At 59.9% G+C, this 23,035-nt stretch carries 22 protein-coding genes; 17 read left to right on the top strand and 5 right to left on the bottom strand.

Annotated features, from left to right (window positions below; genetic code table 11):
* Positions 1-8 precede the first annotated feature (8 nt).
* The 6 genes from HMPREF2681_RS00805 (at position 9) to HMPREF2681_RS00830 (ending at position 5,675) form a co-directional block, all read left to right on the top strand.
* A complete protein-coding gene (locus HMPREF2681_RS00805) occupies positions 9-1,106 on the top strand; it encodes a phosphomevalonate kinase (RefSeq protein WP_070545660.1) in 1,098 nt (365 codons plus the stop codon).
* A 93-nt stretch (positions 1,107-1,199) separates the two neighbouring features.
* On the top strand, positions 1,200-2,255 hold the full coding sequence (locus tag HMPREF2681_RS00810; RefSeq protein WP_048731505.1) for a hydroxymethylglutaryl-CoA reductase: 1,056 nt from the start codon (positions 1,200-1,202) through the stop codon (positions 2,253-2,255).
* 211 nt (positions 2,256-2,466) lie between these two features.
* Positions 2,467-3,657 (top strand): hydroxymethylglutaryl-CoA synthase, encoded by a 1,191-nt coding sequence (locus tag HMPREF2681_RS00815; RefSeq protein WP_070545663.1) that lies wholly within the window; start codon positions 2,467-2,469, stop codon positions 3,655-3,657.
* Between the two features lie 100 nt (positions 3,658-3,757).
* A complete protein-coding gene (locus tag HMPREF2681_RS00820; protein ID WP_049169972.1) occupies positions 3,758-4,093 on the top strand; it encodes a hypothetical protein in 336 nt (111 codons plus the stop codon).
* A 32-nt stretch (positions 4,094-4,125) separates the two neighbouring features.
* Complete coding sequence (locus HMPREF2681_RS00825) at positions 4,126-5,394, top strand: procyclic acidic repetitive family protein (RefSeq protein WP_246815962.1); 1,269 nt, start codon at positions 4,126-4,128, stop codon at positions 5,392-5,394.
* Positions 5,394-5,675 (top strand): hypothetical protein, encoded by a 282-nt coding sequence (locus tag HMPREF2681_RS00830; protein ID WP_049190377.1) that lies wholly within the window; start codon positions 5,394-5,396, stop codon positions 5,673-5,675. Before HMPREF2681_RS00825 ends, HMPREF2681_RS00830 begins: the two co-directional genes overlap by 1 nt.
* Positions 5,676-5,690: 15 nt before the next feature.
* Here HMPREF2681_RS00830 and HMPREF2681_RS00835 read toward each other — a convergent pair whose 3' ends face one another.
* Positions 5,691-6,542: a dienelactone hydrolase family protein gene (locus HMPREF2681_RS00835; protein WP_049169967.1), complete on the bottom strand. Its 852-nt coding sequence runs from the start codon at positions 6,540-6,542 to the stop codon at positions 5,691-5,693.
* A gap of 111 nt (positions 6,543-6,653) precedes the next feature.
* Here HMPREF2681_RS00835 and glmS point away from each other — a divergent pair, with 111 nt between their 5' ends.
* A complete protein-coding gene (gene glmS / locus HMPREF2681_RS00840) occupies positions 6,654-8,528 on the top strand; it encodes a glutamine--fructose-6-phosphate transaminase (isomerizing) (RefSeq protein WP_049193252.1) in 1,875 nt (624 codons plus the stop codon).
* Here the strand turns inward: glmS and HMPREF2681_RS00845 are convergent.
* The gene (locus tag HMPREF2681_RS00845) at positions 8,511-9,863 is read right to left on the bottom strand and encodes an HNH endonuclease signature motif containing protein (protein ID WP_049169963.1); all 1,353 of its coding nucleotides are present in this window, start codon (positions 9,861-9,863) and stop codon (positions 8,511-8,513) included. The genes glmS and HMPREF2681_RS00845 overlap by 18 nt on opposite strands.
* 218 nt (positions 9,864-10,081) lie before the next feature.
* Positions 10,082-11,143 (bottom strand): esterase/lipase family protein, encoded by a 1,062-nt coding sequence (locus tag HMPREF2681_RS00850; protein WP_070545669.1) that lies wholly within the window; start codon positions 11,141-11,143, stop codon positions 10,082-10,084.
* A 24-nt stretch (positions 11,144-11,167) separates the two neighbouring features.
* Here HMPREF2681_RS00850 and HMPREF2681_RS00855 point away from each other — a divergent pair, with 24 nt between their 5' ends.
* The 10 genes from HMPREF2681_RS00855 to groL all read left to right on the top strand — a co-directional run bounded on the left by HMPREF2681_RS00855 (position 11,168) and on the right by groL (position 21,830).
* The gene (locus HMPREF2681_RS00855; RefSeq protein WP_016422108.1) at positions 11,168-12,838 is read left to right on the top strand and encodes a bifunctional ADP-dependent NAD(P)H-hydrate dehydratase/NAD(P)H-hydrate epimerase; all 1,671 of its coding nucleotides are present in this window, start codon (positions 11,168-11,170) and stop codon (positions 12,836-12,838) included.
* Entirely contained in the window at positions 12,835-14,448 is a 1,614-nt protein-coding gene (gene alr, locus HMPREF2681_RS00860) for an alanine racemase (protein WP_070545672.1), read from the top strand. Before HMPREF2681_RS00855 ends, alr begins: the two co-directional genes overlap by 4 nt.
* A gap of 30 nt (positions 14,449-14,478) precedes the next feature.
* Positions 14,479-15,129 carry a tRNA (adenosine(37)-N6)-threonylcarbamoyltransferase complex dimerization subunit type 1 TsaB gene (gene tsaB, locus HMPREF2681_RS00865; protein ID WP_049190362.1) on the top strand — a complete coding sequence of 217 codons (651 nt, stop codon included), beginning with the start codon at positions 14,479-14,481 and terminating at the stop codon, positions 15,127-15,129.
* Positions 15,126-15,605, top strand: a complete 480-nt coding sequence (gene rimI / locus HMPREF2681_RS00870; RefSeq protein ID WP_049190359.1) for a ribosomal protein S18-alanine N-acetyltransferase — start codon at positions 15,126-15,128, stop codon at positions 15,603-15,605. Before tsaB ends, rimI begins: the two co-directional genes overlap by 4 nt.
* Before the next feature lie 38 nt (positions 15,606-15,643).
* A complete protein-coding gene (locus HMPREF2681_RS00875; RefSeq protein WP_016422112.1) occupies positions 15,644-17,380 on the top strand; it encodes a pyruvate dehydrogenase in 1,737 nt (578 codons plus the stop codon).
* 55 nt (positions 17,381-17,435) lie between these two features.
* Entirely contained in the window at positions 17,436-17,864 is a 429-nt protein-coding gene (locus HMPREF2681_RS00880) for a hypothetical protein (protein ID WP_042388422.1), read from the top strand.
* Between the two features lie 58 nt (positions 17,865-17,922).
* Positions 17,923-19,002 carry a tRNA (adenosine(37)-N6)-threonylcarbamoyltransferase complex transferase subunit TsaD gene (gene tsaD, locus HMPREF2681_RS00885; RefSeq protein WP_049193324.1) on the top strand — a complete coding sequence of 360 codons (1,080 nt, stop codon included), beginning with the start codon at positions 17,923-17,925 and terminating at the stop codon, positions 19,000-19,002.
* Positions 19,003-19,105: 103 nt separating this feature from the next.
* Positions 19,106-19,750, top strand: coding sequence for a hypothetical protein (locus HMPREF2681_RS00890; RefSeq protein ID WP_049193258.1), 645 nt, complete (start codon positions 19,106-19,108; stop codon positions 19,748-19,750).
* A gap of 156 nt (positions 19,751-19,906) precedes the next feature.
* A complete protein-coding gene (gene groES / locus HMPREF2681_RS00895) occupies positions 19,907-20,206 on the top strand; it encodes a co-chaperone GroES (protein WP_005510054.1) in 300 nt (99 codons plus the stop codon).
* A gap of 19 nt (positions 20,207-20,225) precedes the next feature.
* Positions 20,226-21,830 (top strand): chaperonin GroEL, encoded by a 1,605-nt coding sequence (gene groL, locus HMPREF2681_RS00900; protein WP_070545675.1) that lies wholly within the window; start codon positions 20,226-20,228, stop codon positions 21,828-21,830.
* Between the two features lie 119 nt (positions 21,831-21,949).
* Here the strand turns inward: groL and HMPREF2681_RS00905 are convergent, their stop codons facing one another.
* Both HMPREF2681_RS00905 and HMPREF2681_RS00910 read right to left on the bottom strand, forming a co-directional pair.
* On the bottom strand, positions 21,950-22,273 hold the full coding sequence (locus HMPREF2681_RS00905) for a WhiB family transcriptional regulator (RefSeq protein WP_016422117.1): 324 nt from the start codon (positions 22,271-22,273) through the stop codon (positions 21,950-21,952).
* Between the two features lie 137 nt (positions 22,274-22,410).
* The gene (locus tag HMPREF2681_RS00910) at positions 22,411-22,779 is read right to left on the bottom strand and encodes a DUF5319 domain-containing protein (protein ID WP_038629374.1); all 369 of its coding nucleotides are present in this window, start codon (positions 22,777-22,779) and stop codon (positions 22,411-22,413) included.
* Positions 22,780-23,035: the final 256 nt, after the last annotated feature.

Below are 23,035 nucleotides of genomic sequence, written 5' to 3' on the forward strand. Positions count from 1 at the left end.
GGGAGTAGTTGAGCAACGCTAAAGGCGGACCTATCGAAGGCGAGTCCATCGGCCGTGGCTGCGGCAAGCTGTACCTCACTGGTGAGTATGCGGTGATGGATGTCGAGGGTCTGGCCGTCATCGCAGGAGTCAACCGCTATGTGACGGTTCGGTGCCACGGTGCCGACCCATCGCAGCCGGTCTCTCGCGTGTACTCCAGCTATTACGGCCCGCAGGGGCGCGTCATTGACGTGGATGCGCCAGATGACATCGCTACCCATACGATTTCGCTGGTCTATCGCATTGCCGCGGGCGAGCTGGAAAACACCCCAGAGAGCCCCATCAATATCGTTATCGAATCGGACCTCGATGACTCCGCCAGCGGTGCGAAGTATGGCCTGGGATCCTCCGGGGCTGTCGCTGTGGCTGTGACTCGCGCACTAGGGGCACACCTTGGTCTGGAGCTCGATTCGCTGCGGGTCTACAAGATTGCGATGGTGGCCACGCTCTTGGCCGGTGCGGCGGGCTCCGGCGGCGATATCGCCTGCTCCGCGCACGGAGGGGCGGTACTCTACCGCCGCCCGAATCCGGCAGCGCTCGCAGAACTCGTGGCGGCCGATCCTGTCGCCGCCGTGGCGGCACCGTGGCCGAATCTTCGCATTGATGCCCGCGCCGACCTCGGGGGGCTACAACTGTTGGTCGGCTGGACGGGCAGTCCGGTGAAGACGGACTCGCAGTTGAAGAAGGCCGGTGGCGCAGACCGTGATTTTGTGCGCGGGGTCTCGTCGATAAGCGAAAAGCTCTGGCAGGCGCTTGCCGACGGAGACCGCACCGCGGCGTTTGCCTGCCTGCGCGAGAATCGGGCGCTGCTGCAGGCCTACGAGCGCGAGCGTGCGGTGTGCATCGAGACGGAGAAGCTGAAAGCGCTCGCCGACATCGCCGATGCCGCGGGCGCTGCGGGTAAGAGCAGTGGCTCCGGCGGTGGCGACTGTGGAATTGCGCTGGTGGGAGCCTCAAATGGTGCCGATGCTGAGAGTTCGACCCGAGAGACTGCCACAGACATCACCGCGCGCTGGCAAGCAGCTGGCATCCAGCCGTTGCCGCTGAAGCTGGCCGCTCAACTTTGACCACAGTTTTTTGACCGTAGAATTTAAGACAGCTGAAATTTACAGAAGCTGGGAACCGAAGCTGCATGCAGCTAGAAAGGGTCGCATAGGACAATGGCTGAAAAGAGCTCGCACGACCTGGAATATGCACACGTACCGCTGAGCTGGATTGGTCCGGTGCGCATTAGTGGCAACGTCATGAATGACGAGGTGAAGATTCCGCTGGCGACTTACGAGACCCCGCTGTGGCCGTCGTGTGGTCGCGGTGCGAAGGTCTCCCGCATGATCGAAGGTGGCATTACCTGCACTTTCGTCGGTGAGAAGATGACCCGATCGGTGATTTTCACTCTCGACTCGGCAGCGGATGCCGTCATTGCGCGCGACAACATCCTGTCTCGTTATGACGAGCTGAAGAAGGTCGTGGAGTCCTCTTCGCGTTTTGCCAAGCTGGTAGATATTCACTTCCAGATCGCATCGCGTCTTCTCTTTGTCCGCTTTGAATTCTTCTCCGGTGATGCCTCGGGCCACAACATGGCCACGCTGGCGTCTGAGCGTTTGATGTCCTACCTGATGGAGCAGATGCCAGAGTTGGGCTATGGCTCCATCTCGGGCAACTACTGCACCGATAAGAAGACCTCCGCCGTCAATGGCATTCTGGGCCGCGGTAAGTACGTGATCGCCGAGGCCGTCATTCCGGAGCCGGTTGTCCGCGAGCGTCTGCGCACTACCGCCAAGCGCCTGGCTGAGCTCAACGAACGCAAGAACCTCGTCGGCTCCATCATGGCCGGTTCGCTGCGCAGCGGTAATGCGCACTACGCCAATATGCTGCTGGGCTTTTACCTCGCTACCGGTCAGGACGCTGCGAATATCGTCGAAGGCTCGCAGGGGCTGACGCAGGTAGAGGCGCTTGACGACGGCTCCGTGCGCTTTAGCTGCACCCTGCCACATTTGATCGTCGGTTCCGTGGGCAACGGCAAGGGCTTGGACTTCGTGGAGAAGAATCTCACGGCGCTGGGCTGCAAGGAGGACCGTGAGCCGGGCGAGAATGCCCGTCGTCTAGCAGCGTGCTGCGCGGCAATCGTCTGGTGTGGTGAGCTTTCCCTGCTCGCGGCACAGACGAACCCGGGTGAGCTGATGGAGGCGCACGTTTCTATCGAGCGTGCGAAGTAGTGGTTTGTGAATAGTCGTTTGCGACAATTCGCAAAACCTAAGACAAATCTCAGGTAAACGCGCTAGATTTCTGTAGTAGGCAATTAACATTTTGTGGGCAAAATATCCCGTGGTCTGATGACTGCTCTGATGGCCGTTCTGATGACATGGGGGATGTTTCGTTGCCCGTTATTTCTTAAAAATCTGTAGAGGTAGTGAAGGCACGGTTTTGATGACAACAAGCAATGTGACCCCGATCGGTATTGATGACATCGCCTTTGCGACGGGTTCGTACTGCATTGACCTCGCCGATATTGCGCCCCGACTCGGAGCGGAACCGGCAAAGTACCACAAGGGCCTGGGGCAGGAACGCTCCAGCGTGGTTGCCTCTGATGAAGATCCGGTGACGATGGCCGCGACCGCGGTGAAGAAGATCGTCGACCGCCACGGTATCGACGGCGTGCGCACCATCATGTTCGCCACTGAGACCGGTATCGACCAGTCGAAGGCCGCTGCTGTCTATGTCCACGAGCTGGTCGGTCTTGACCCGCACGCGCGATCTGTCGAGCTGAAGCAGGCTTGCTACTCCGGTACCGCGGCGCTGCAGTTCGCGTGCGCTCTGGTGGCCCGCAATCCGGAGGAGAAGGTCATCGTTGTCGCCTCCGACATTGCCCGCTATGACCTGGACTCCGCTGCGGAGCCGACCCAGGGCGCAGGTGCTGTAGCCATGCTGGTGACCGCTAATCCGCGCATCCTGGCTATCGATGCCGCTTCGGGCGTCTTCACCCGCGAAGTTATGGATTTCTGGCGTCCGAACCACCGCAGCCAGGCGTTGGTGGAGGGCAAGCTCTCTATTAGTGCTTACATCGACGCTGTTCAGGGTGCTTACGAGGACTACCGTGCCCGCGGCGGTGTGGACTTCAGCGAGATTGACTACTTCAGCTACCACCAGCCGTTTACCAAGATGGCCTACAAGGCGCATCGGCAGCTTTCGGCCAATAACGGCGTGGAGCTCACCGCAGAGGACGAGGCCCGCCAGCTCGGCCCAACCACCGCGTACAACCGCATCATCGGTAACTCCTATACCGCATCGGCCTACTTCGGCCTGCTCTCGCTGCTGGACACCGAGAAGGACCTGGCTGGTAAGAAGGTCGCTGTTGTCTCCTATGGTTCCGGCTCGGTTGCTGAGTTCCTCACCGGCAATGTGGTCGAGGGCTACGAGTCCCAGCTGCGCGCCGCAGATAATGCTCGTGAACTGGATGAACGCGTGAAGCTCGATGATCCGACCTACTACCGCCACGCTCAGGTGACGCATGAAGATCCGGGTGAGTACTCCAACCTGGGAGACGACGCCCTGATTGGCACCGGCCCATTCAGCTTCACCGGTGTTGAGGGGTGTAAGCGCATCTACCGCGCTCGTTAGCCCCCGGGGGCACCCGCGCTAGTACTTAGACGGAACCGAATCCTCTTTTTTCGCGCCTAACAGTAATAAGAACTGTTTTTCGCGGGGAAGGGGATTTTTCGTGTCCGCACGTTTTACTGGAGGCAGTGGCGGAGGCTTGCTGCACTTTTCGGAAGATGCAGTGACAGCGGCTGCCCGAGAGATCGAGCAGCGCGGCCGTGAAGGCCATGAGCGGTGGGGAAGCGCTCCTGATATTTCCGCAGCAGATTGTGGCCAGGGTTTTGCCGCCCAGGGGCGCCGTCTGCAGCAGGCGGCAGCGAGGCTGCGTGAGCACGGGCAATCGATGTACGCGGGACTTGGCAATCATGCTCCGGCAGTGCGGGAACAGTGGCGTGTCTTTGCAGGCTGTGACAGCGCCGGGAGCGCCGACCTCGGTGGAATTGAGGTAGTGGACTGATGCCATGGGTTGCTCGAATTCTTCCGATATTGGTGCGTGTTATTGGCCGTGGAAGCCGTATTGGAGCCAAGCGCGGGGTTGGCGGCATCGGCAAGAATCTGCCCAAAGTCTTGGATAAGGTGCGACGCGCTGACGGCTGGAAGGGCAGCGCCCTGTCCAAGTTCTCTAACTCCGTGGGGTTGATAGCCTCCGCGATAACTATTGCTATGGCTTTCGATTGGGGCGGTTTGAAAGGCGATGCCGCCGACGCCGCCAAGGAGCGCTGCGATAAAGCTGCGCAGGATTGTGCGAATCAGGATGAGCAGTCCGCCAATGGCGCGCAGAGCGTCGGCGAGTGCGGCAAGAAAGTCGACGAGGTCCTTGAGGATTGCGAGAAGCAGGCCGAAGATATGGCTGAGCAAACCGACGGCATCCTCTCTCAGTGCGAAGCGCTTGTCGACGATCCGGAGGTCGGCGCCGAAGCCGCACAAGTGGCCCAGCAGGTGTGTAACAGTCTCGTCGACTCCACTGGTCAGCTCTACGATGCACGCAATGCATGCATCGAACAGTGTCTTGAGCAGGCAGCGTGTGACACTGAGGCCGCAGTGGTCGCCACCCCGCCGCAGCCTCCTACTGTCCCTGCCAGTTCGGGTGCTACCTCGGCGGCCTGTGCAGAGGTGGCTGAGTCTGTGAGTGGCGAAGGAGCTACTGTGACCGGTGGCAACGGTGCTATCGCTGGTGGAATTGGGGTCGTTGCCAACGTTGATACTGGGATAGAGGCAGGCGTTGCTGCTGGGATATCCGTTGGAGGTGCCATTGGCGCTGCCGGGGCGGCCAGTATCGCTGGAATTGCGGGGGCTGTGGGTGTTGCGGGCAGTGTCGCGTCCTCACTGCTCAACTTAGACATGTGCACGGAGACGGAAGAGCCAGTGTGCGAACAGGCGCCTGCGCCAGCGCCAGCACCAGCACCAGCTCCTGCGCCGGAGGACTGTGTGCCGGAACCCGAACCAGAACCCAAGCCCGAACCTGAACCCGAACCCAAGCCCGAACCTGAACCCGAGCCCGAACCTGAAAATGTTCCTGAACCGCCTCCTCCAGCTGAGAAACTAAAGCACTTGGGAATCGAGCTGCCACAGGAGACGCAAGCAGAACAGCGAGCGGAACCGCAGCCAGAACCACAAGCAGAGCCGCAGCCAGCACCAGCCCAGGATTCGGCAGCATCAGTGCAGGAATCTGCTTCAGCTGTGCCCGAGCCCCCTGAGCAGCCCAACGCCCAGGAGCTTGTGGGCGCGGTCAATTCGCCAACGGCAGGTGAGTGGTAATGGGGAGTAAGCATGCCGCGAAATATGACCGGATTGGGCAGGCCTATTACGACGCTGCTGCAATGACTAGGCAGGAGTTCGATACGGCGGTACAGAGGGCACAGAAAGAATTGCAGGGTTTGGAGGAGCGTCGTAAAGCACGCGAAATTAAGGAGAGGGAGGTGGCGGCGGGCGTCGAAAAGCAACAAAAAACCGCCCGACCGAAGGGAACCGTTACGCGGTTGTTCGGGCGGGCGGGGAAAGGGACGCCGACGGTGAAGTCGATTCGGGGCGTGTCCTGAAGCGTGGCCTAGTGACTACTTGCCGGGAATCAGCGAGTGCTCCGGGTTTTCCGGCAGCTCCTTGATGAGCCACTCCATGTCGCGGTTAGTTGTGCCCTTGATAGTGGCGGTCGGGTCTGCGAAATCTGAGTACTTCTTGTCGTCACCGACCGTGGCCAGCAGGAAGCCTGTGAGCGCGGCGCGCGCGACCTCCTGGTACTTCACCTTGGAGGAAGAGAAGCCCGCTAGACGACGGAGAAGAGTTGTTTCCGAGAAGCTGCCCTGGTCAGCCTTGTCTACTTCGCGGTAAACGACATCGCCCTTCCACTGAACAGCCAGGCGAGCCGGGTTGCCGCGATCGAGCCACTGATCCTCGCCAGGGGCCAGGACGAGGCCCGGGGCCGAGACATTAGTTGCAGCGGCGCTGGAGGAAGGCGCGGTAGTTGCGGGGAAGACGCAGCCAACGCCGGAGATGAGGTCGTGACCAGCAGCGGCGAGGACGGCTACACCCGCGCCCATGCCGTGACCGGCAACGCCAAGCTTCTTCGGGTGGACGACGACCTTGCCCTCACCGAGGCGGACACCAGCGAGAATCTGGAGCGCTGTCTCCAAATCGTTGGCGAGACCACGGTGATCTGCCACGATGCCATTTTCGGTGTCCGGAGCAGCGACCGCGATGCCCCACGAAGCTAGGTGACGCAGCGTGGCGTGGTACTCCTCAATCGGTGTGCGCCAATCGTGTGCGAAGGCGATACCGGGGATGCCATTGCCCTCGGCAGGCGTGTAGACCTTTCCCGGCAGGCCAGTAAAAGCGAGATCACCGACCATGACGCGGTGCGGTCCACGCTTGGAAAGATTAGATGTCAGAGTCTTCAAGTTGTCAGCCACAGTGAATAGCTTAACTATAAGGTGCATACCTTTGCTGAAAAAGTGCCAGGATGAGCGAGAATGTCTATTTCGTTATGACGATTTTCCGCTTCGCGGGTTATTCTGTAGGACATGTGTGGAATCGTTGGATATGTGGGCCATCAGCCCGCCCTGGATATTGCTGTCGATGCGCTACGACGCATGGAATACCGTGGCTATGACTCCGCGGGGGTTGCCATTGTCGACGATCAGGGGCATATCACTGTAGAGAAGAAGGCCGGTAAACTCGCCAACCTCGAGGCTGCCCTTGATGCGGATGGGCGCGACAAAATCACTGGAACCACCGGAATTGGGCACACCCGCTGGGCTACCCACGGTCGCCCAATTGATGAGAATGCCCACCCACACCAGTCCTATGACGGCAAGGTGGCTATCGTCCACAACGGCATTATCGAGAACTTTGCTCCGCTACGTCAGGAGCTGGAGGATGCCGGCATTGAGCTGAAGTCCGAAACCGACTCCGAGGTCGCCGCGCACATGCTCGCCCGTGCCCTGGACGGTTCCGACGGCGGATCTACCGCTGGTGATTTCGAGGCCTCTGCGCTGTCCGTGCTCAACCGCCTCGAGGGTGCTTTCACGCTGCTGTTTACTCATGCAGACCACCCGGATCGCATCATCGCTGCTCGTCGCTCCACTCCGCTGATTGTCGGGGTGGGCGAAAACGAAATGTTCCTCGGCTCCGATGTTGCGGCTTTCATCGCGCACACCCGCGAGGCCGTGGAGCTGGGGCAGGACAACGTCGTCATCATCACCGCAGATGACTACCGCATTCTGGATTTCGCCGGCAACGAGCAGCAGGGTCGACCATTCACCATCGACTGGGATCTCGCCGCAGCCGAAAAGGGTGGCTATGACTCCTTCATGATGAAGGAAATCCACGAGCAGGCTGCCGCCGTCCGCGATACGTTGGCCGGTCACCTCGTTGACGGCCGCATCGTTCTCGACGAGTCCCGCCTGAGTGACCAAGATCTGCGTGACATCGAGAAGGTCTTCGTCGTCGCCTGTGGTACCGCATACCACTCCGGTTTGTTGGCCAAGTACGCCATTGAGCACTGGGTTCGTATCCCGGTCGAGATTGAGGTCGCGTCCGAGTTCCGCTACCGCGATCCGGTGCTGGACCGCCAGACGCTGGTGGTCGCTATTTCGCAGTCGGGCGAGACTGCTGACACCCTTGAGGCCGTGCGACACGCAAAGAGCCAGGGCGCCCGCGTGCTGGCTGTCTGTAACACCAACGGTGCACAGATTCCACGTGAGTCTGACGCCGTGCTCTATACGCACGCCGGCCCGGAGATTGGTGTTGCTGCAACCAAGTCGTTCCTGGCGCAGGTAGCCGCAAACTACCTGGTCGGTTTGGCTCTTGCCCAGGCACGCGGCACTAAGTACCCGGACGAGGTCACTCGCGAGTTTGAAGAGCTGGAGACCATCCCGGCACTGATTGACAAGGTCGTCGCTAAGGGCGATGAGTTCATCGACACGGCCAAGGAAATCGGTGCTATTCCGACGATGCTCTTCCTCGGCCGTCACGTTGGTTTCCCAGTCGCACTTGAGGGTGCGCTGAAGCTCAAGGAGCTTGCCTACATTCACGCAGAGGGGTTCCCGGCAGGCGAGCTCAAGCATGGCCCAATTGCACTCATCGAGGATGATCTTCCGGTCGTCGTCGTAGTGCCATCGCCGAAGGGGCGCGCCGTGCTGCACTCCAAGATTGTCTCCAACATCCAGGAGATTCGTGCCCGTGGTGCCAAGACCATCGTGATTGCCGAAGAAGGGGATCAGTCGGTGGTTCCTTTTGCGAACTACCTGATTGAAATCCCGGAGACGTCCACGCTGCTCCAGCCGCTGTTGTCTACGATTCCGATGCAGTTCCTGGCAGCTGAGATCGCTCGCCAGTGCGGTAACGAGGACATCGATAAGCCGCGCAACCTGGCTAAGTCAGTCACCGTCGAGTAGTTCGTCCTGCTTTCGTCGGTACTGCTCAATCTCCGCATCGAGTTCTTCATCCGTGAGGGACTCGATGCGTTTTGCTTCTTCCTCGGATAGGTCCCAGACCTCATCGGATACATGGCAAAATGACAACATCCAATCGAGGTTGCGTTTCTGAATCGTCTTCATCTTCCGTGTCACACGCTGATGAAAAGTTTGCTTGCCGACGTTCTTTAGCGGCCCAACCGGAACGCTAGTCGCGGTGTCCCCATTACGGGAAGTCCACACTTCTGTTCCGTCGGGGTATCTGTCGATATCCCAGCCCTCGTGCGTTTTTAGATTGTGGTGTCGGCGGCAGAGACAGTGCAGATTCTCAGTGTCAGTCGGCCCGCCCTGCTTGGGATTGTCGTGGTTGTACGGCTGAATATGGTCCAGGTCGCACTTGGCTGCCGGGACGTCGCAGCCGGGGAAGCGGCAGGTACCGTCACGCCCACGGACGCGAGCCACCTGGCTCTCGGTGGGGCGGTAACCATCCACCTTGCTGTCGGCGGAGATACGGATGTGAGTTGCGCGAGCAAGCCATTCTTCGGTGGCTACCTCGCTCAACCAGCCGACGCCATCAATCCATGCTGGCCCACCGCCGACCTCGCGGTAGACATTGATGACAATCTCGGCATTGGTCGATTTCTGTGCCAGCTGTAGTAGCGCTTCCGCCTGCGTGCACTGTTCACCACGATTGATTGCTGTGTTGCGAATCCCCTGAATCCTGGCCATGAGCTCGGTCGCGCGGTCGTTTTCAAGGATTGCTGTGACCTTTTTGTGCTTGCCATCGCCCGTGTCGGAGAGTGCGACCGCTTCGCCTTCTGGAACCCGTTGGGTGCCGTCGTTGCGGGCGCAGTCGTTGTACTCAGAAACCAAGTCGCCGATTAGACGAGACAGCGTGTAGACACCAACCATTGCTTGTCGAGGTCGCGTCGGAGTGAGCATTTCCAAAAGATGGGGCTCTACCGTGTCGAACTGATCTGGTGACAGCCCGGCAACGCCATTGGCGATGGCGCGGAGATGGGCTAACGAGAAACAGAAGGTGGATTCGATGAGAGCCCGGACTTTTGGTAGGCGTTCGAACATCAGCGCAATTTCGCACAGCGTAGAACACTTGCCGCGGCTAAGGCCGGTTCGAATGCTTATGCGGGCAAGATGGTGATTGACATCGACCTCCTCACCGGGAGCGCAGATATCGATCAGTTGAAGGTCTGCGGCGTTGATGGCACGGGCCGCGCTGCTAATCGGGTCGTCGGATTGCTGGTTGGCCCATGAGGGCTTTTGACCTGGTGCTGGAAGTTCTGTGGGCGGCGATGACATTGGTTATCCCCCTGATTACTACGTGTCCGCCGGAGAATTGAAGATTGAGTTCTGTGGTGGAGAGAAGCATGGAGAGGCTGTGTCAACCAGTCCCGCCAACCCCTGTGCACCGGACAAAGAACTTTCGCTTACAAATTTTCCCTACAACCCAAATCGTACACCTGTTTGAAAAACTGTCAATAGAATTCTGGAAATATGTTCTAAAATTCTGTGCTGAATTAGATCCGGCCCCTCCGTCCGAGCCTCCTCCGTCCGAGGCCCCTCGGCAGGGCGCCGTACAAAGGCAGGACTCGCTGTCGCGGATGATGCGGAACATCACCAGCTTCAGCGCCATCCAGTTCCTCCAAGAACTCGTGAATGCGTTCGAGCGTATTGGGGGAGTAGAGCAGTGCGAGGTGATCAGACCAGTCGCCACCGCCAGTGGCATTGTTGACGTTCGTAATGTGGTGACCCTCTTGTTCGGGCAAAAAGGCGCCGGTCCACGGGCGAACCACGGTGTCAAAAGGGGTGCCGATATTCAGGTAGTGCGGACCACGTCGGGTAATGCCACGCGCTGCGCGGTTCAGAGTCGCAATGTAGTCAGAGTCCAGCAGCTGTTGAATGCAGGCACGGCCGACAAGGCGGTCGACGAGTTTGTGCATCGGTAGGCCGCATCGCTCAAGGGCACTGAGCCTTCGGCGCATGCCCCACGCAGTAGTGCCTCGGTGGTTTCCCGCAAGAGAGATGACTGCCCGCACGGGGCTGTTGTCGGAGGCGTACTGCTCGGCTGCTTCTTCGTTGAGGCCACGGTTCAGAGCTTCGTCGTAAAGCGAATCGATGCTCGCGTTGGCGTAGCTGCGGCAGTGTAGACCGCCCTGGGAATGACCGATGAGGTCGATGCGGGGTAGGGAGAGGTGGGCACGGAAGCGGTCGAGAAGGTCGGTGACTTCAGCGAGCGCATCGCTCAAATCGGTGGTGGCTTTGACGCTACGGAGACGGCTGACCAGCGCGGCGGGGTCGGAGCCGTAATCGAGTGAGAATACGGGGCGATTCCGGGCGAGGAACGGCCCCAACATGGCGAAGGAGTTGAACGAGTTCATCCAGGTGCCGTGAACCAGGACAATTGGTGTGCGACCGTTGTATCTGTCCAGGTCAGGAGTGACTTTGCCGTCGAGGATTTCGCGAACGTCCTGCACGCCGTGGGGGATCCATTCGGGATGACGCAACGAGCGCAGGTATGCCTGCGGAAAGGCGCGCAGTAGAGGGCCGAAAACTCGCGTGCTCGGGGAGTAGTCATCCATAGGGGCTAATCGTAGGCTGGGTTTATGACGTACTGCTACACAGCTGCCGAAATTCGCGCCGCGGAACAGCCCTATCTGGACGCACAAACGCGTGACGACGAACTCATGCGCCACGCAGCCGCCGCTGTGTCGGAGGTGGCGGAGCGGATGCTCTCAGAGGCATCTCCGGAGCCTGGTCGCGGTCGCGTGCTGCTGTTGGTCGGATCGGGAGGCAATGGTGGCGATGCACTCTATGCTGGCCGAAACTTGTCCTCGGATGGGCATGGCGTGGATGCGGTTTTGCTGGGCTCGAAGCCGCATGAACGGGCGCTGAAAGCTTTTGAACTCGCAGGTGGGCGGGTGCTGCCGTTGGGGTGTGACCGGGAGACGGATTTATCGAAGATTCTGTGGTCGATTAGTGAAGACTACGCATTGATCATCGACGGCATCGTGGGGCTCGGAGGTCACGGCGCGCTGCGTGAAGAGGCCGCGTGGTTGGTGCGCGAAGCGCGGTTGGGCAAAGTTCCCATTCTCGCGGTTGATGTGCCGAGCGGCGTAGAAGCCGATACTGGGCGTACTTTTGACCCGCCTGCCCAGACCATCAATCCAGACCCTGATTTGGAGGAGGGACAGAACCCGTACTTGCCATCTCACGTCGAGGCCACGACAACGGTGACTTTCGGCGGTCTGCGCTACGCGCACTCGCTGTCCGAATCCTGTGGCACCGTCGAATTACACGAAATTGCGCTCGATGCCTTCTCCCTCGAACTTCCAGGACTGGGGCAGACGCTCTATGAAAACGGTACCTACAATGCCGTCCACCACCAGACTCCGACCGTGGAGTTCTACGAAGCCCTAGGCGGGAGCTTTCCGGCACCACTTGGCGCGATGACCCCGCTCGAACCCGGTGCTGCAGACCACAAGTACTCCACTGGAGTTACAGGAATCGCCGCCGGTAGCGAGGCGTATCCCGGCGCAGGTCAGCTGTGCGTCACCGCTGCCGTGCATGCGACCAGTCCCGCGGTCATCTATGTCGGCGACGCGGCCGCACGTAACCGCATCACCGCAGCCTTGCCGACGGTCATTACGCAGCAGGACTCGGTGGATCGCAAAGAGGTACGCGTCGATGCCTGGGTCGTCGGTCCCGGTCGGGGCACTGATGAGAAAGCCGCCGAGGAACTGCGAGACATTCTGGCCACTGACAAACCAGTGGTCATCGACGCTGACGCACTGACACTGCTGTCGAAGCATGAGGACATCCGACAGCTCGTTCGTGAGCGCGGCCAGGAGCGCAACCTGCGCACTGTTCTCACGCCGCACGCCGGTGAATTCGAGCGCCTGACCGGGCACGAGGTCACTAACCCCATCGCAGATGCGCGTGAACTTGCCGAGCAGTTCTCCTCCGAAGTGTTGCTCAAGGGACGCCGCACTGTGATGGTCAATCCGACAACGCAGCGCACAGTCGTGATTGACGCGGGTAGCTCCTGGGCAGCCACGCCGGGCTCTGGCGATGTACTGTCCGGGCTCCTCGGCGCCTGGGTAGCGCGTGGCGAAGCCCTCTATCTACCAGCAATTATTCATGCGCGCGCCGCATTTTTGGCCGCGCAGACAGAGTTCGGACCAGCACCCTGCAGCGCCCAGGACATCGCCGAATCCATCCGAGATGCCACCGCATGGTTCACCAACGAAGGCAGCAGTGGCAAAATACGGCTATGACTTCCTCGGCACCAGCCATCCTGACCCATACCGTTAATCTCGACGCGATCACCCACAATGTGAAGACCGTCAAGGCCATCGCAGGGGTGTCGGAATTCATGGCCGTCGTCAAGGCGGACGGCTACTCGCAGGGTGCGCTGCAGACCGCGCGTGCCGCGCTGGCCGGCGGGGCAACGCAGCTCGGTGTCGCAACAATCGACGAGGCGCTCTCCCTCCGCGAGGAACTCCGCGCCACGCTTGACGACGGCCACACCATCCCCATCCTCGCCTGGATCTGGGACGCAGCAGCCACCTCGTTGGTGCAGCGCGCTGTGGCTGCAGATATTGACCTCGGTCTGCCGTCGATGGCTCATGCGCTGGCCGTGGCCAATGCCGGGCGGGCGCTGTCGGTGACACCACGTGTGACGGTGATGGTCGATACGGGTTTGGGCCGCTCGGGATTCTCTATGGCCAATGGGGACTTTGAGCATGCGGTCGCTCAGCTGGTTGAGCTGCACAAGACCGGTGCTCTGAATATCACCGGTGCTTTCACGCACTTTGCGTGCGCGGATGAGCCGGGCAACGAGAGCGTCGATAAGCAGGCGCAGAATTTCCGTGCTGCGATTGCGGCACTGCGTGAGGCGGGGCTGGACGAGCTGATTAACCATGCGGCGAATTCGCCGGCATCGTTGTCGCGTCCGGACCTGGCCTTCGACATGGTGCGCCCAGGGCTGGCGATTTATGGTGGCGAGCCAATTGTGGGTGCCACCCATGGATTGCGTCCGGCGATGCGGTGGGAGGCGTCGGTCATTTTGGTCAAGAAGCTGCCGGCGGGGCAGTCGGTGTCCTACGGGCAGACGTGGACAGCTGACCGCGATACCACCGTCGGCATCGTGCCCTGTGGCTATGCCGACGGCATGATGCGCTCGGCCTCCGGGCATTTCGAGGTCAGCATCAATGGCACACGCTATCCGCAGGTAGGGCGCGTGTGTATGGATCAATTCGTCGTCGACCTGGGACCCGACACCGATGTCGAGGCCGGCGACACTGCGGTTATCGTTGGTGATCCCGCACTGGGGGAGCCCGGTCTCGATGACCTCGCGAAGGCATCCGGCACCATTAACTACGAAATCCTCACTGCGCCAAAGGGACGCAGCGAGCGAAAGTGGGTGCGCAGCCGCATCGCGCCAACCGCAGAGGACATGCGTGACCTCGGCGAGGAAATTGGCCGGGAGTTGGCAGCTGGGGATCTGGTGATTCTCGATGGCCCACTCGGCGCGGGCAAAACGACCCTCACGCAGGGCATCGCCCGCGGCATGAATGTGCGCGGTCGCGTGACGTCGCCGACGTTCACAATCGCCCGCGAGCACCGTCCGCTGGCAACCGACGGCGTCACCCTCATCCACGTCGACGCCTATCGACTCTTCGGCGAAGAGGGACCCGGCTCCGATGGCGAGGCCTTCGATGCGCTGGACTCGCTCGATTTGGACACCGACCTTGAGGACAGCGTCGTGGTCGCCGAGTGGGGAATGGGGCTCGCCGAGGTGCTCTCCGAGCGCTATCTACAGGTGAGTATCGATCGTTCGCGTGACGACGATGCCCGCGTCGTCACCTGGACGTGGAGCAAGTAGCTTCAAGTCGGTTCAAGTAGGTTACTGAGTATGAACATTTTGGCCGTTGACACATCGACTCCACAGGTCACCGCGGGAATTGTCCGCGATGGTGAAACCGTGGCCGAAAAGCTGCACCTGGATGCCCGTGCGCACAACGAGGTGCTGGTGCCGCTGATTCAGCAGTGCCTCACTGACAGTGGGGTGGCGGCAACCGAGCTAGATGCCGTGGTTGTCGGCTGTGGGCCGGGGCCGTTTACGGGCTTGCGCGTTGGTATGGCCACCGCAGCCTCCTTCGCCGACGCTCTGGGAATTCCCTGCTACGGCATCTGCAGCCTGGATTCGCTTGCGGGTGGGGTTGGCGATGAACTGGTCGTCACCGATGCCCGCCGCCGCGAGGTGTACTTCGCCGCCTACCGCGATGGCCAGCGGGTTTTCGGTCCGGCAGTGGCCAAGCCAGCCGACGTCATGGAGCTGCTCAAGGAAGAACTTGCAGCAGAAGCCGCCGACTTCGCGCCGAGCCAGGCCCGCGGCAGTCTCAGCCACATCGAGCAAATTGCCGGGCTTGAGGTTGCTGCCGAACAAGTCTTTCCCACTCCGACAGCCATGGTTGAAGCGGTCGACTTTGACTCCGCGCCGGGCCCACTGGTGCCGCTGTACTTGCGCCGTCCGGATGCCGTTGTCCCGAAGGCTATGAGATGAGCGTCGTCAAGCTAGTGCGTCTCGGACCTCCTGCGGCCAAGGCGTGTGCGGCGATTGAGGCGGAGCTGTTTGCCGGCGACGATCCCTGGCCGGAATCGGCCTTTATGGCAGAGCTGGCCGCGCCGAACAATTTCTACGTCGGGCTGATTGCAGATGTAGACGAGGACGAAGAACTGTGCGGCTATGCGGGGATTACCAAGCTGGGGCCTGCGGGGGCCGCCGAATACGAGATTCACACCATCGGGGTGGGGAAGAAGTGGCAGCGCCGGGGCTTTGGGACGCAGCTGATGGACGCGCTGATGGCAGCTGTGGCGGAGGATCCGGGCCCGGTGTTTTTGGAAGTTCGCACAGATAACGAACCCGCAATCGCTATGTATCGGCGCTATGGCTTCGAAAATATGGGGCTGCGAAAGAACTATTATCCGGGCTCTGGGGCGGATGCGTACACGATGTGTCGGCCTGAGTTGGCCAGCTAGATGTTGACGTATTGACTAATCTGCGTTAAACCAGGCACATGGCTAAAACCTTTGCAAAACAGCTCGTAGAAACCCTAGAGAAGCAGGGGGTCAAGCGAATCTTCGGACTCGTTGGAGATAGTTTGAACCCCATTGTCGACGCTGTGCGCGAGTCCTCCATTGAGTGGGTGCACGTTCGCAACGAAGAGGCTGCCGCCTTCGCCGCCGGCGCGGAGTCCCTGGTCACCGGCGAATTAGCAGTGTGTGCGGCCTCCTGCGGCCCGGGTAATACCCACCTCATTCAGGGCCTGTATGACTCCCACCGCAACGGCGCAAAGGTGCTGGCGCTGGCATCGCACATTCCTTCCCGCCAGATTGGCTCGAACTTCTTCCAGGAGACCCATCCGGAGTTCATCTTCAACGAGTGCTCCGGTTACTGCGAGATGGTCAACTCCGCTGAGCAGGGTGGCGTTGTTTTGCATCACGCTATCCAGTCGACCATGACTGGCCACGGTGTTTCCGTGCTGGTTCTGCCGGGCGACATTACAACGCATGAAGTGGAAAATGATGAGTTCGTCACCTCCACAATCAGCAGCGGTCGCCCAGTCGTATTCCCTGACGCCGGTCAGGCCGCCGCGCTTGCCGACGCAATCAACGAGGCTAAAACGGTCACGCTTTTCTGTGGCGCAGGCGTGAAGGACGCCCGCGAACAGGTGCTCAAGCTTGCGGAGAAAATTAAGTCGCCGGTGGGACATGCGCTGGGTGGCAAGATGTACATCCAGTACGACAACCCCTATGACGTCGGTATGTCCGGCCTGCTGGGCTACGGCGCCTGCCACGATGCCTCCAACGATGCTGATCTGTTGATTCTGCTCGGTACTGACTTCCCGTACAACGACTTCCTGCCGACTAAGAACGTCGCACAGGTCGATATCGATGGTCGTGCCATCGGTCGTCGTACCACGGTGAAGTACCCAGTCGTCGGCGATGTGGCTGCCACAATCGAAACCATCCTGCCGCACCTGGATGAAAAGACCGATCGCTCCTTCCTGGACAAGCAGCTGCGGAACCACGAGCGCCTGCTCAGCCACGTCATCGAGGCATACACCCACGACGTTGAGAACATGCGCCCGATTCACCCGGAGTATGTAGCCGACCTGATTGATAAGTACGCCGATGACGATGCCGTCTTCACCGTCGATACCGGTATGGGCAATGTCTGGGCTGCACGCTACGTCACGCCGAATGGCAAGCGAGAGCAGATTGGTTCTTTCCGTCACGGCACTATGGCCAATGCACTGTCGCAGGCCATTGGTGTGCAGGCTGCTGACCGGGACCGTCAGGTCATTACCTTCAACGGTGACGGTGGCCTGTCAATGCTGCTCGGTGAGCTCATCACCGTGAAGCAGGAGCAGCTACCCATCAAGATGTTTGTGTTCAACAACTCCTCGCTCGGCATGGTCAAGCTGGAAATGCTGGTTCAGGGGCTGCCGGAGCACGAGACCGATCACGACGCAGTGGACTACGCCGGAGTCGCAGAGTCGTTGGGTATCAAGGCCATCCGAATTGAAGATCCGGCCGATGCGCCTCGCCTGATTCAGGAGGCGCTGGCATACGACGGCCCGGTGCTGGTGGACATGATCACCGACCCGAATGCCCTGTCCATCCCGGCAAATATCACCTGGGACATGCTGATGGGATTCTCCAAGGCCGCTACTCGCACCGTCTTCGGCGGCGGCGTTGGTCAGATGATCAACATGGCACGGTCGAACCTCCGCAACATCCCGCGGCCATAGTGGGGGTAGCGCTCTCGAGATGCGGGAGCGGGTGCGGTGCGGTACCTCTGTTTCCATGATTAAAGGTTTTCTGGTGAACCCTGACCTGACGCATCGCATCGTCGAATTTGAGTTGGAGGCCGCTGCTACATTCCTCGGCGGAGTTTCCTCCGACCGTGTTTCGGTGGCGTTTCAGGAAGACGGCGCCGATTACGCCGCTCTCTACAACCCGACGGCCAAGGCTGAGGGCGCTGAACCGAATCCGGTCGCGTCCCTCGGCCGCAATGAGGCTGCTACGGGCAACTCGGCTTTCTTTACCGACCCCACCACCGCAATTTGCGGAACGGTCGTATTTGTCGACGCCGAGGGCAAGGATATCGGCGACGAGGAAATCGAGCGTATTAAGCACGGTATGCGCGCCGTGCGCCACTACCGCGATGACTACCCAGAGGAATACGCTCTCTGGCGTGCCGCTGTGCGGAACCTCGGTCGCCTCGAAATTTAAACTCGGTCGCTGGTAAGCGACCCGGTGGTGCGCTAGTACCATGACTGCTATGACCGAGTTGACCCTGCTGGCAATCGAGAGTTCCTGCGATGAGACTGGCGCTGCAGTGATGCGTGTGCGCTACGACGACACCGACACCAGCACCCCCGCCATTCCCGAGGTGGAAGTGCTTGCCGACGTCGTCGCATCCTCCATGGAGCAGCACGCCCGCTTCGGTGGTGTGGTCCCGGAGATTGCTTCCCGCGCTCATTTGGAAGCCTTGCAGCCAGTAGTCTCCGAGGCGCGCGCGCAAGCAGCTGCCAAGCTCGGTATCGATACTTTTATCCCAGATGCCGTCGCCGCTACCGTGGGGCCCGGTCTCGCCGGTGCGCTGCTGGTCGGTTCGGCAGGCGCGAAGGCTTATGCCGCCGCCTGGGGTGTGCCTTTCTACGGCATTAATCACCTTGGTGGCCACGTTGCTGTCGGAGCTCTCGATGGCGCAGATCTATCCAACGCAGTGGCGCTGCTAGTTTCCGGCGGGCACACGCAGCTGCTGCGCGTACAGGGGGTTGGTCGTCCGATGGGAGAGCTCGGATCGACGCTTGACGACGCGGCCGGAGAGGCATACGACAAGGTTTCGAGGTTGCTCGGATTGGGTTACCCGGGCGGCCCGATTATCGATAAGTTGGCTAAGCAGGGCAACCGCAAGGCCATCGCGTTTCCTCGCGCCATGATGCGCCAGCAGGATGCGCGCCATGACTTCTCCTTCTCCGGCTTGAAAACCGCCGTGGCCCGCTATGTCGAGGAGGCGGAGAAGGAAGGTCGTGAATACTCCGTAGAGGACGTCTGTGCTTCCTTCCAGGAGGCGGTCTGCGATGTATTGACCAAGAAGGCCGTTCGCGCAGCTCAGGATGTGGGGGCCACTACGCTGCTGCTCGGTGGTGGTGTGGCTGCGAACTCGAGGTTGCGTGAACTCGCAGCGGCGCGAGCTACCTCGGCGGGAATTACGCTGCACGTGCCACCGATTAAGTTGTGCACCGACAACGGTGTCATGATTGGCGCAGCTGCCGCCTACCTCATTGCCGCGGGGGTCAAGCCCTCTGGCTACGCCTGCCCGACCGACCCATCGATGCCAGTGGAAGATCCTGTAATGCAATAAGCAGTGATTGCCCCTCGGATCCATGTTAAATTTCGTTAACTGACTTTGACTTGTTTCTCTGCCATGGATCGCAGGACAATTACAGGAAAGCGCTTGCCCAAAAATGAGTAAAGACTACAGCGAGTGGGAACTTCAGCCATCCGATAATTCGCATAATCAGACTGAGCTGTTTGCACCGCAGGGCGAACCGCAAACAACGCAAGCACCGCAAGTTGAACATCAGCGCGGTCGTGCTGGGGGAGTGCTATGGGCAGTCATCGCTCTGCTGCTTGTGGTGATCGTCGCTGTAGCAGTGGTGCTTTACCTAGTTGTGAGTGGTCGAGGTGAGCAATGGTTTGGTGCAGGTGCCAAGGATGAAGTAGCGCCGAAGCTCACTGTTACTGCGACTGCGACGGAGACCGTGAAGGTGAAGTCGCCGGAGAAAACCAAGACGAGGGAAACCACGAGTACGGCTGCGCCCGATTATCCGATTAGTGGGGATTGCGAGGCGTCGGCGTTCCCGACTACGGAGGAAAACTTTACGATCGTCGCCTGTGACGGATGGTGGGCGCTGGGTGGGCGCGCAAACAGTGGTGGACTGGCGGTCTACCAATGGGACGAAGGTGCCTGGCAAAGGAGGGAGCCAGACAGTCGTTACACAACCGGTTCTGGTGGCCCGTGCTTTAGCGATGAGTACATCAAGGAACACGGAATGACGGTTACTGCGTTCGGTCGTATGGCGTGTAACCCCGACAAGCTGACCAATTAGCATTAGCGCTCACTATTGTTGAGTGTTAGCACTTGCAGGGGTAGAGTGCTAACGAAGGTTGTTTGACACACAGTTGTTCACCCGCGACGACGGCTGTGCACGGCAGACCAACCGGCACAAGAACATCACATCACCGCATGTATGGAGGAATTCATCGTGGCGAACGTCAACATCAAGCCGCTGGAGGACCGCGTCCTCGTCCAGATCAACGAAGCAGAGACCACCACGGCTTCTGGCCTGGTTATCCCGGACTCCGCTAAGGAGAAGCCGCAGGAGGCTACCGTTATCGCAGTTGGTCCGGGTCGTTGGGCCGATGACGATGACCGCATTCCTATGGACGTCAAGGAGGGTGACATCGTCATCTTCTCCAAGTACGGCGGCACTGAGCTGAAGTACCAGGGCGAAGAGTACCTGCTGCTGTCGCAACGCGACATCCTGGCTGTTATCGAGAACTAAAGGGAGGACGTACCCACACATGGCGAAGCTTATTGCTTTTAACGAAGAGGCTCGCGAAGGCCTCAAGCGCGGTGTGGACACGCTTGCCGACGCAGTCAAGGTCACGCTTGGCCCGAAGGGTCGCAACGTTGTCCTGGACAAGGCCTTCGGCGGTCCGCTGGTCACCAATGATGGTGTGACCATCGCCCGCGACATCGACGTTGAGGATCCGTTTGAGAACCTCGGCGCGCAGTTGGTTAAGTCCGTTGCGGTCAAGACCAATGACGTTGCCGGTGACGGTACTACTACCGCAACGCTGCTGGCACAGGCGCTGGTCCACGAGGGTCTGCGCAACGTTGCAGCCGGCGCAAACCCGATTTCGCTGAACCGCGGTATTCACGCTGCATCCGACAAGGCGGTTGAGCTGCTGAAGCAGCGCGCCACCCCGGTCAGCAGCTCTGCTGCCATCGCACAGGTGGCAACCGTTTCCTCGCGCGACACTGAAATTGGTGACCTGGTTGCAGGTGCCATGGACAAGGTTGGCAAGGACGGCGTCGTCTCTGTGGAGGAGTCGCAGTCGATTGCCACCGAGCTGTCCGTGACCGAGGGCGTGTCCTTCAACAAGGGCTTCCTCTCGCCGTACTTCATTACCGACGTCGAGGCTCAGCAGGCAATTCTTGACGGTGCACAGGTGCTGCTGGTCCGCGAGAAGATTTCCTCCCTGCCGGAGTTCCTGCCGATTCTGGAGAAGATTGCCGAGTCCGGCAAGCCGACTCTGATCATGGCTGAGGACATCGAGGGCGAGGCCCTGTCCGCGCTGGTTATCAACGCTATGCGCAAGACCTTGAAGGTTGCCGCAGTGAAGGCACCGTACTTCGGTGACCGTCGTAAGGCGTTCATGGATGACCTGGCAGTTGTCACCGGTGCAACCGTCGTTACGGCTGACACTGGCATGCAGCTGAAGGACGTTGGACTTGAGGTGCTGGGTAACGCACGCCGTATCACCATTACCAAGGACGAGACCGTTCTGGTGGACGGTGCTGGCACCGCTGAGGCCGTAGAAGAGCGTCGTAACCAGATCCGTGCCGAGATTGAGCGCACTGGCTCTGACTGGGACCGCGAGAAGCTGGAAGAGCGTCTGGCGAAGCTCTCTGGCGGCGTGGCTGTCATTAAGGTCGGTGCTGCTACCGAGACCGAGGTCAACGAGCGCAAGCTGCGTGTCGAGGACGCCATTAACGCTGCTCGTGCGGCAGCTCAGGAAGGCGTCATCGCCGGTGGCGGTTCCGTACTGGTGCAGATTTCCCGTGAACTCGAGGCATTCGCTGACGAGTTCGAGGGCGACGAGGCAGTCGGTGTCCGTGCAGTTGCCAAGGCTCTGACCCGTCCGGCTTTCTGGATTGCTGAGAATGCTGGTAAGGACGGTGCTGTCGTTGTCTACCACATTGGTGAGCTGGAGAACGGCAACGGCTACAACGCTGCTACTGACACTTACGAGAACCTGATTGAGTCCGGCGTCATTGACCCGGTCAAGGTCACTCACTCCGCAGTCGTCAACGCAACCTCCGTGGCGCGTATGCTGCTGACCACTGAGGCTTCCGTTGTGGATAAGCCGGAAGAGGAACCAGAGCACGATCACGCTCACTAATCGCAAGTGAGCTAGTGCCCGGGCCTTTGGCACGTAAAATGCTCCCCACCTTTCAATCTGAGGGTGGGGAGCATTTTGGTTTTTATGTGAACCGGCTGGAGTCCGAGAGAGGGGAGGGACTACATGGCAGTAACTAGAACGCGTTCAAGTTCGCGTTCACGTGCGGCCGGCTTAGCTCGAAGGATTTCATTTCGTTCAGATTCGCTGAGACCGCCCCAGACACCGTATGGCTCACCAACCTTGAGTGCGTGACTACGGCACTGCATAAGAACAGGGCAAGAACGGCAGATAGCCTTCGCACGGGCTTCACGCAGGCTGCGTGCGCGTCCGCGCTCGCCTTCCGGGTGGAAGAAGGTCGCGGAGTCCTGCCCGCGGCAAGAGCCGTGCAGCTGCCAATCCCACAAATCCGCATTGGGCCCGGGCAAGTGGTCGATGTACGTCATCGGAATTGATGTCTCCTTCATTGAGCTTTCTTGAAGCAGTGAGCTCAAGTGTGGAGGCCAACAATGAACGGTTGGTAAACCTAAGGAGGCCAGCCGGGATACTATGCAAACAATTCCGTCAAACTCTTACCAAATTTTTAGAAACGGCCAGGTCGTCGAGAACGCAGACCGTCGACAAAGCCTGCGCAGTAGTCCCATGGGGCGTAACGGGAGGGGTCTGGATCGAATTGTGGCTCGTGAACCGGAGATGCCTGTCCAGACAGGAGCATCAGGTAGTGGTTTTCCAAAACCTCCCAGTTATAAAAGTGCTCGTCACCGCAGTCCTCACACAACATGCAGACGCCCAGTAATCCCTCTGGGCTCAAAGCGGTACGGAATAGGCGAACTGCGGCCAGATCTTCAAGAACCTCTCGACGTTCCTGGTCTGTCAGTGGAGCAAACGGCTCATCCGGCTCGAGAAAGCTTGCCGGGTCATTGGGATCTCCTTCGAACGGATCCCGCGGCATGGATGAGAAAAAGTTGTGGTTCACAACCACTACCGTAACAGCTCTGTACGGCAATCCTGTCGATTGGCGATGCACTTAGTTGGGGTTTAGTTCACCTTGGAATAACCCTCAGCTAGCTTTCGGCTAACCCTTGTCGGGCACCTGTCGCTCCGCCTAATTGTCGCGTTTCATCACTGAAGGACTACCCTGTATATAACGTTTGGCAACCACGAAGCGATAGCGCCCCTGGCCGGATGTCGGCAAGGGTGGAGCAGGA

The sequence above is a fragment of the Corynebacterium sp. HMSC064H12 genome, assembly GCF_001809925.1.
In the GTDB taxonomy this organism is placed as follows: Bacteria; Actinomycetota; Actinomycetes; order Mycobacteriales; family Mycobacteriaceae; genus Corynebacterium; species Corynebacterium jeikeium_D.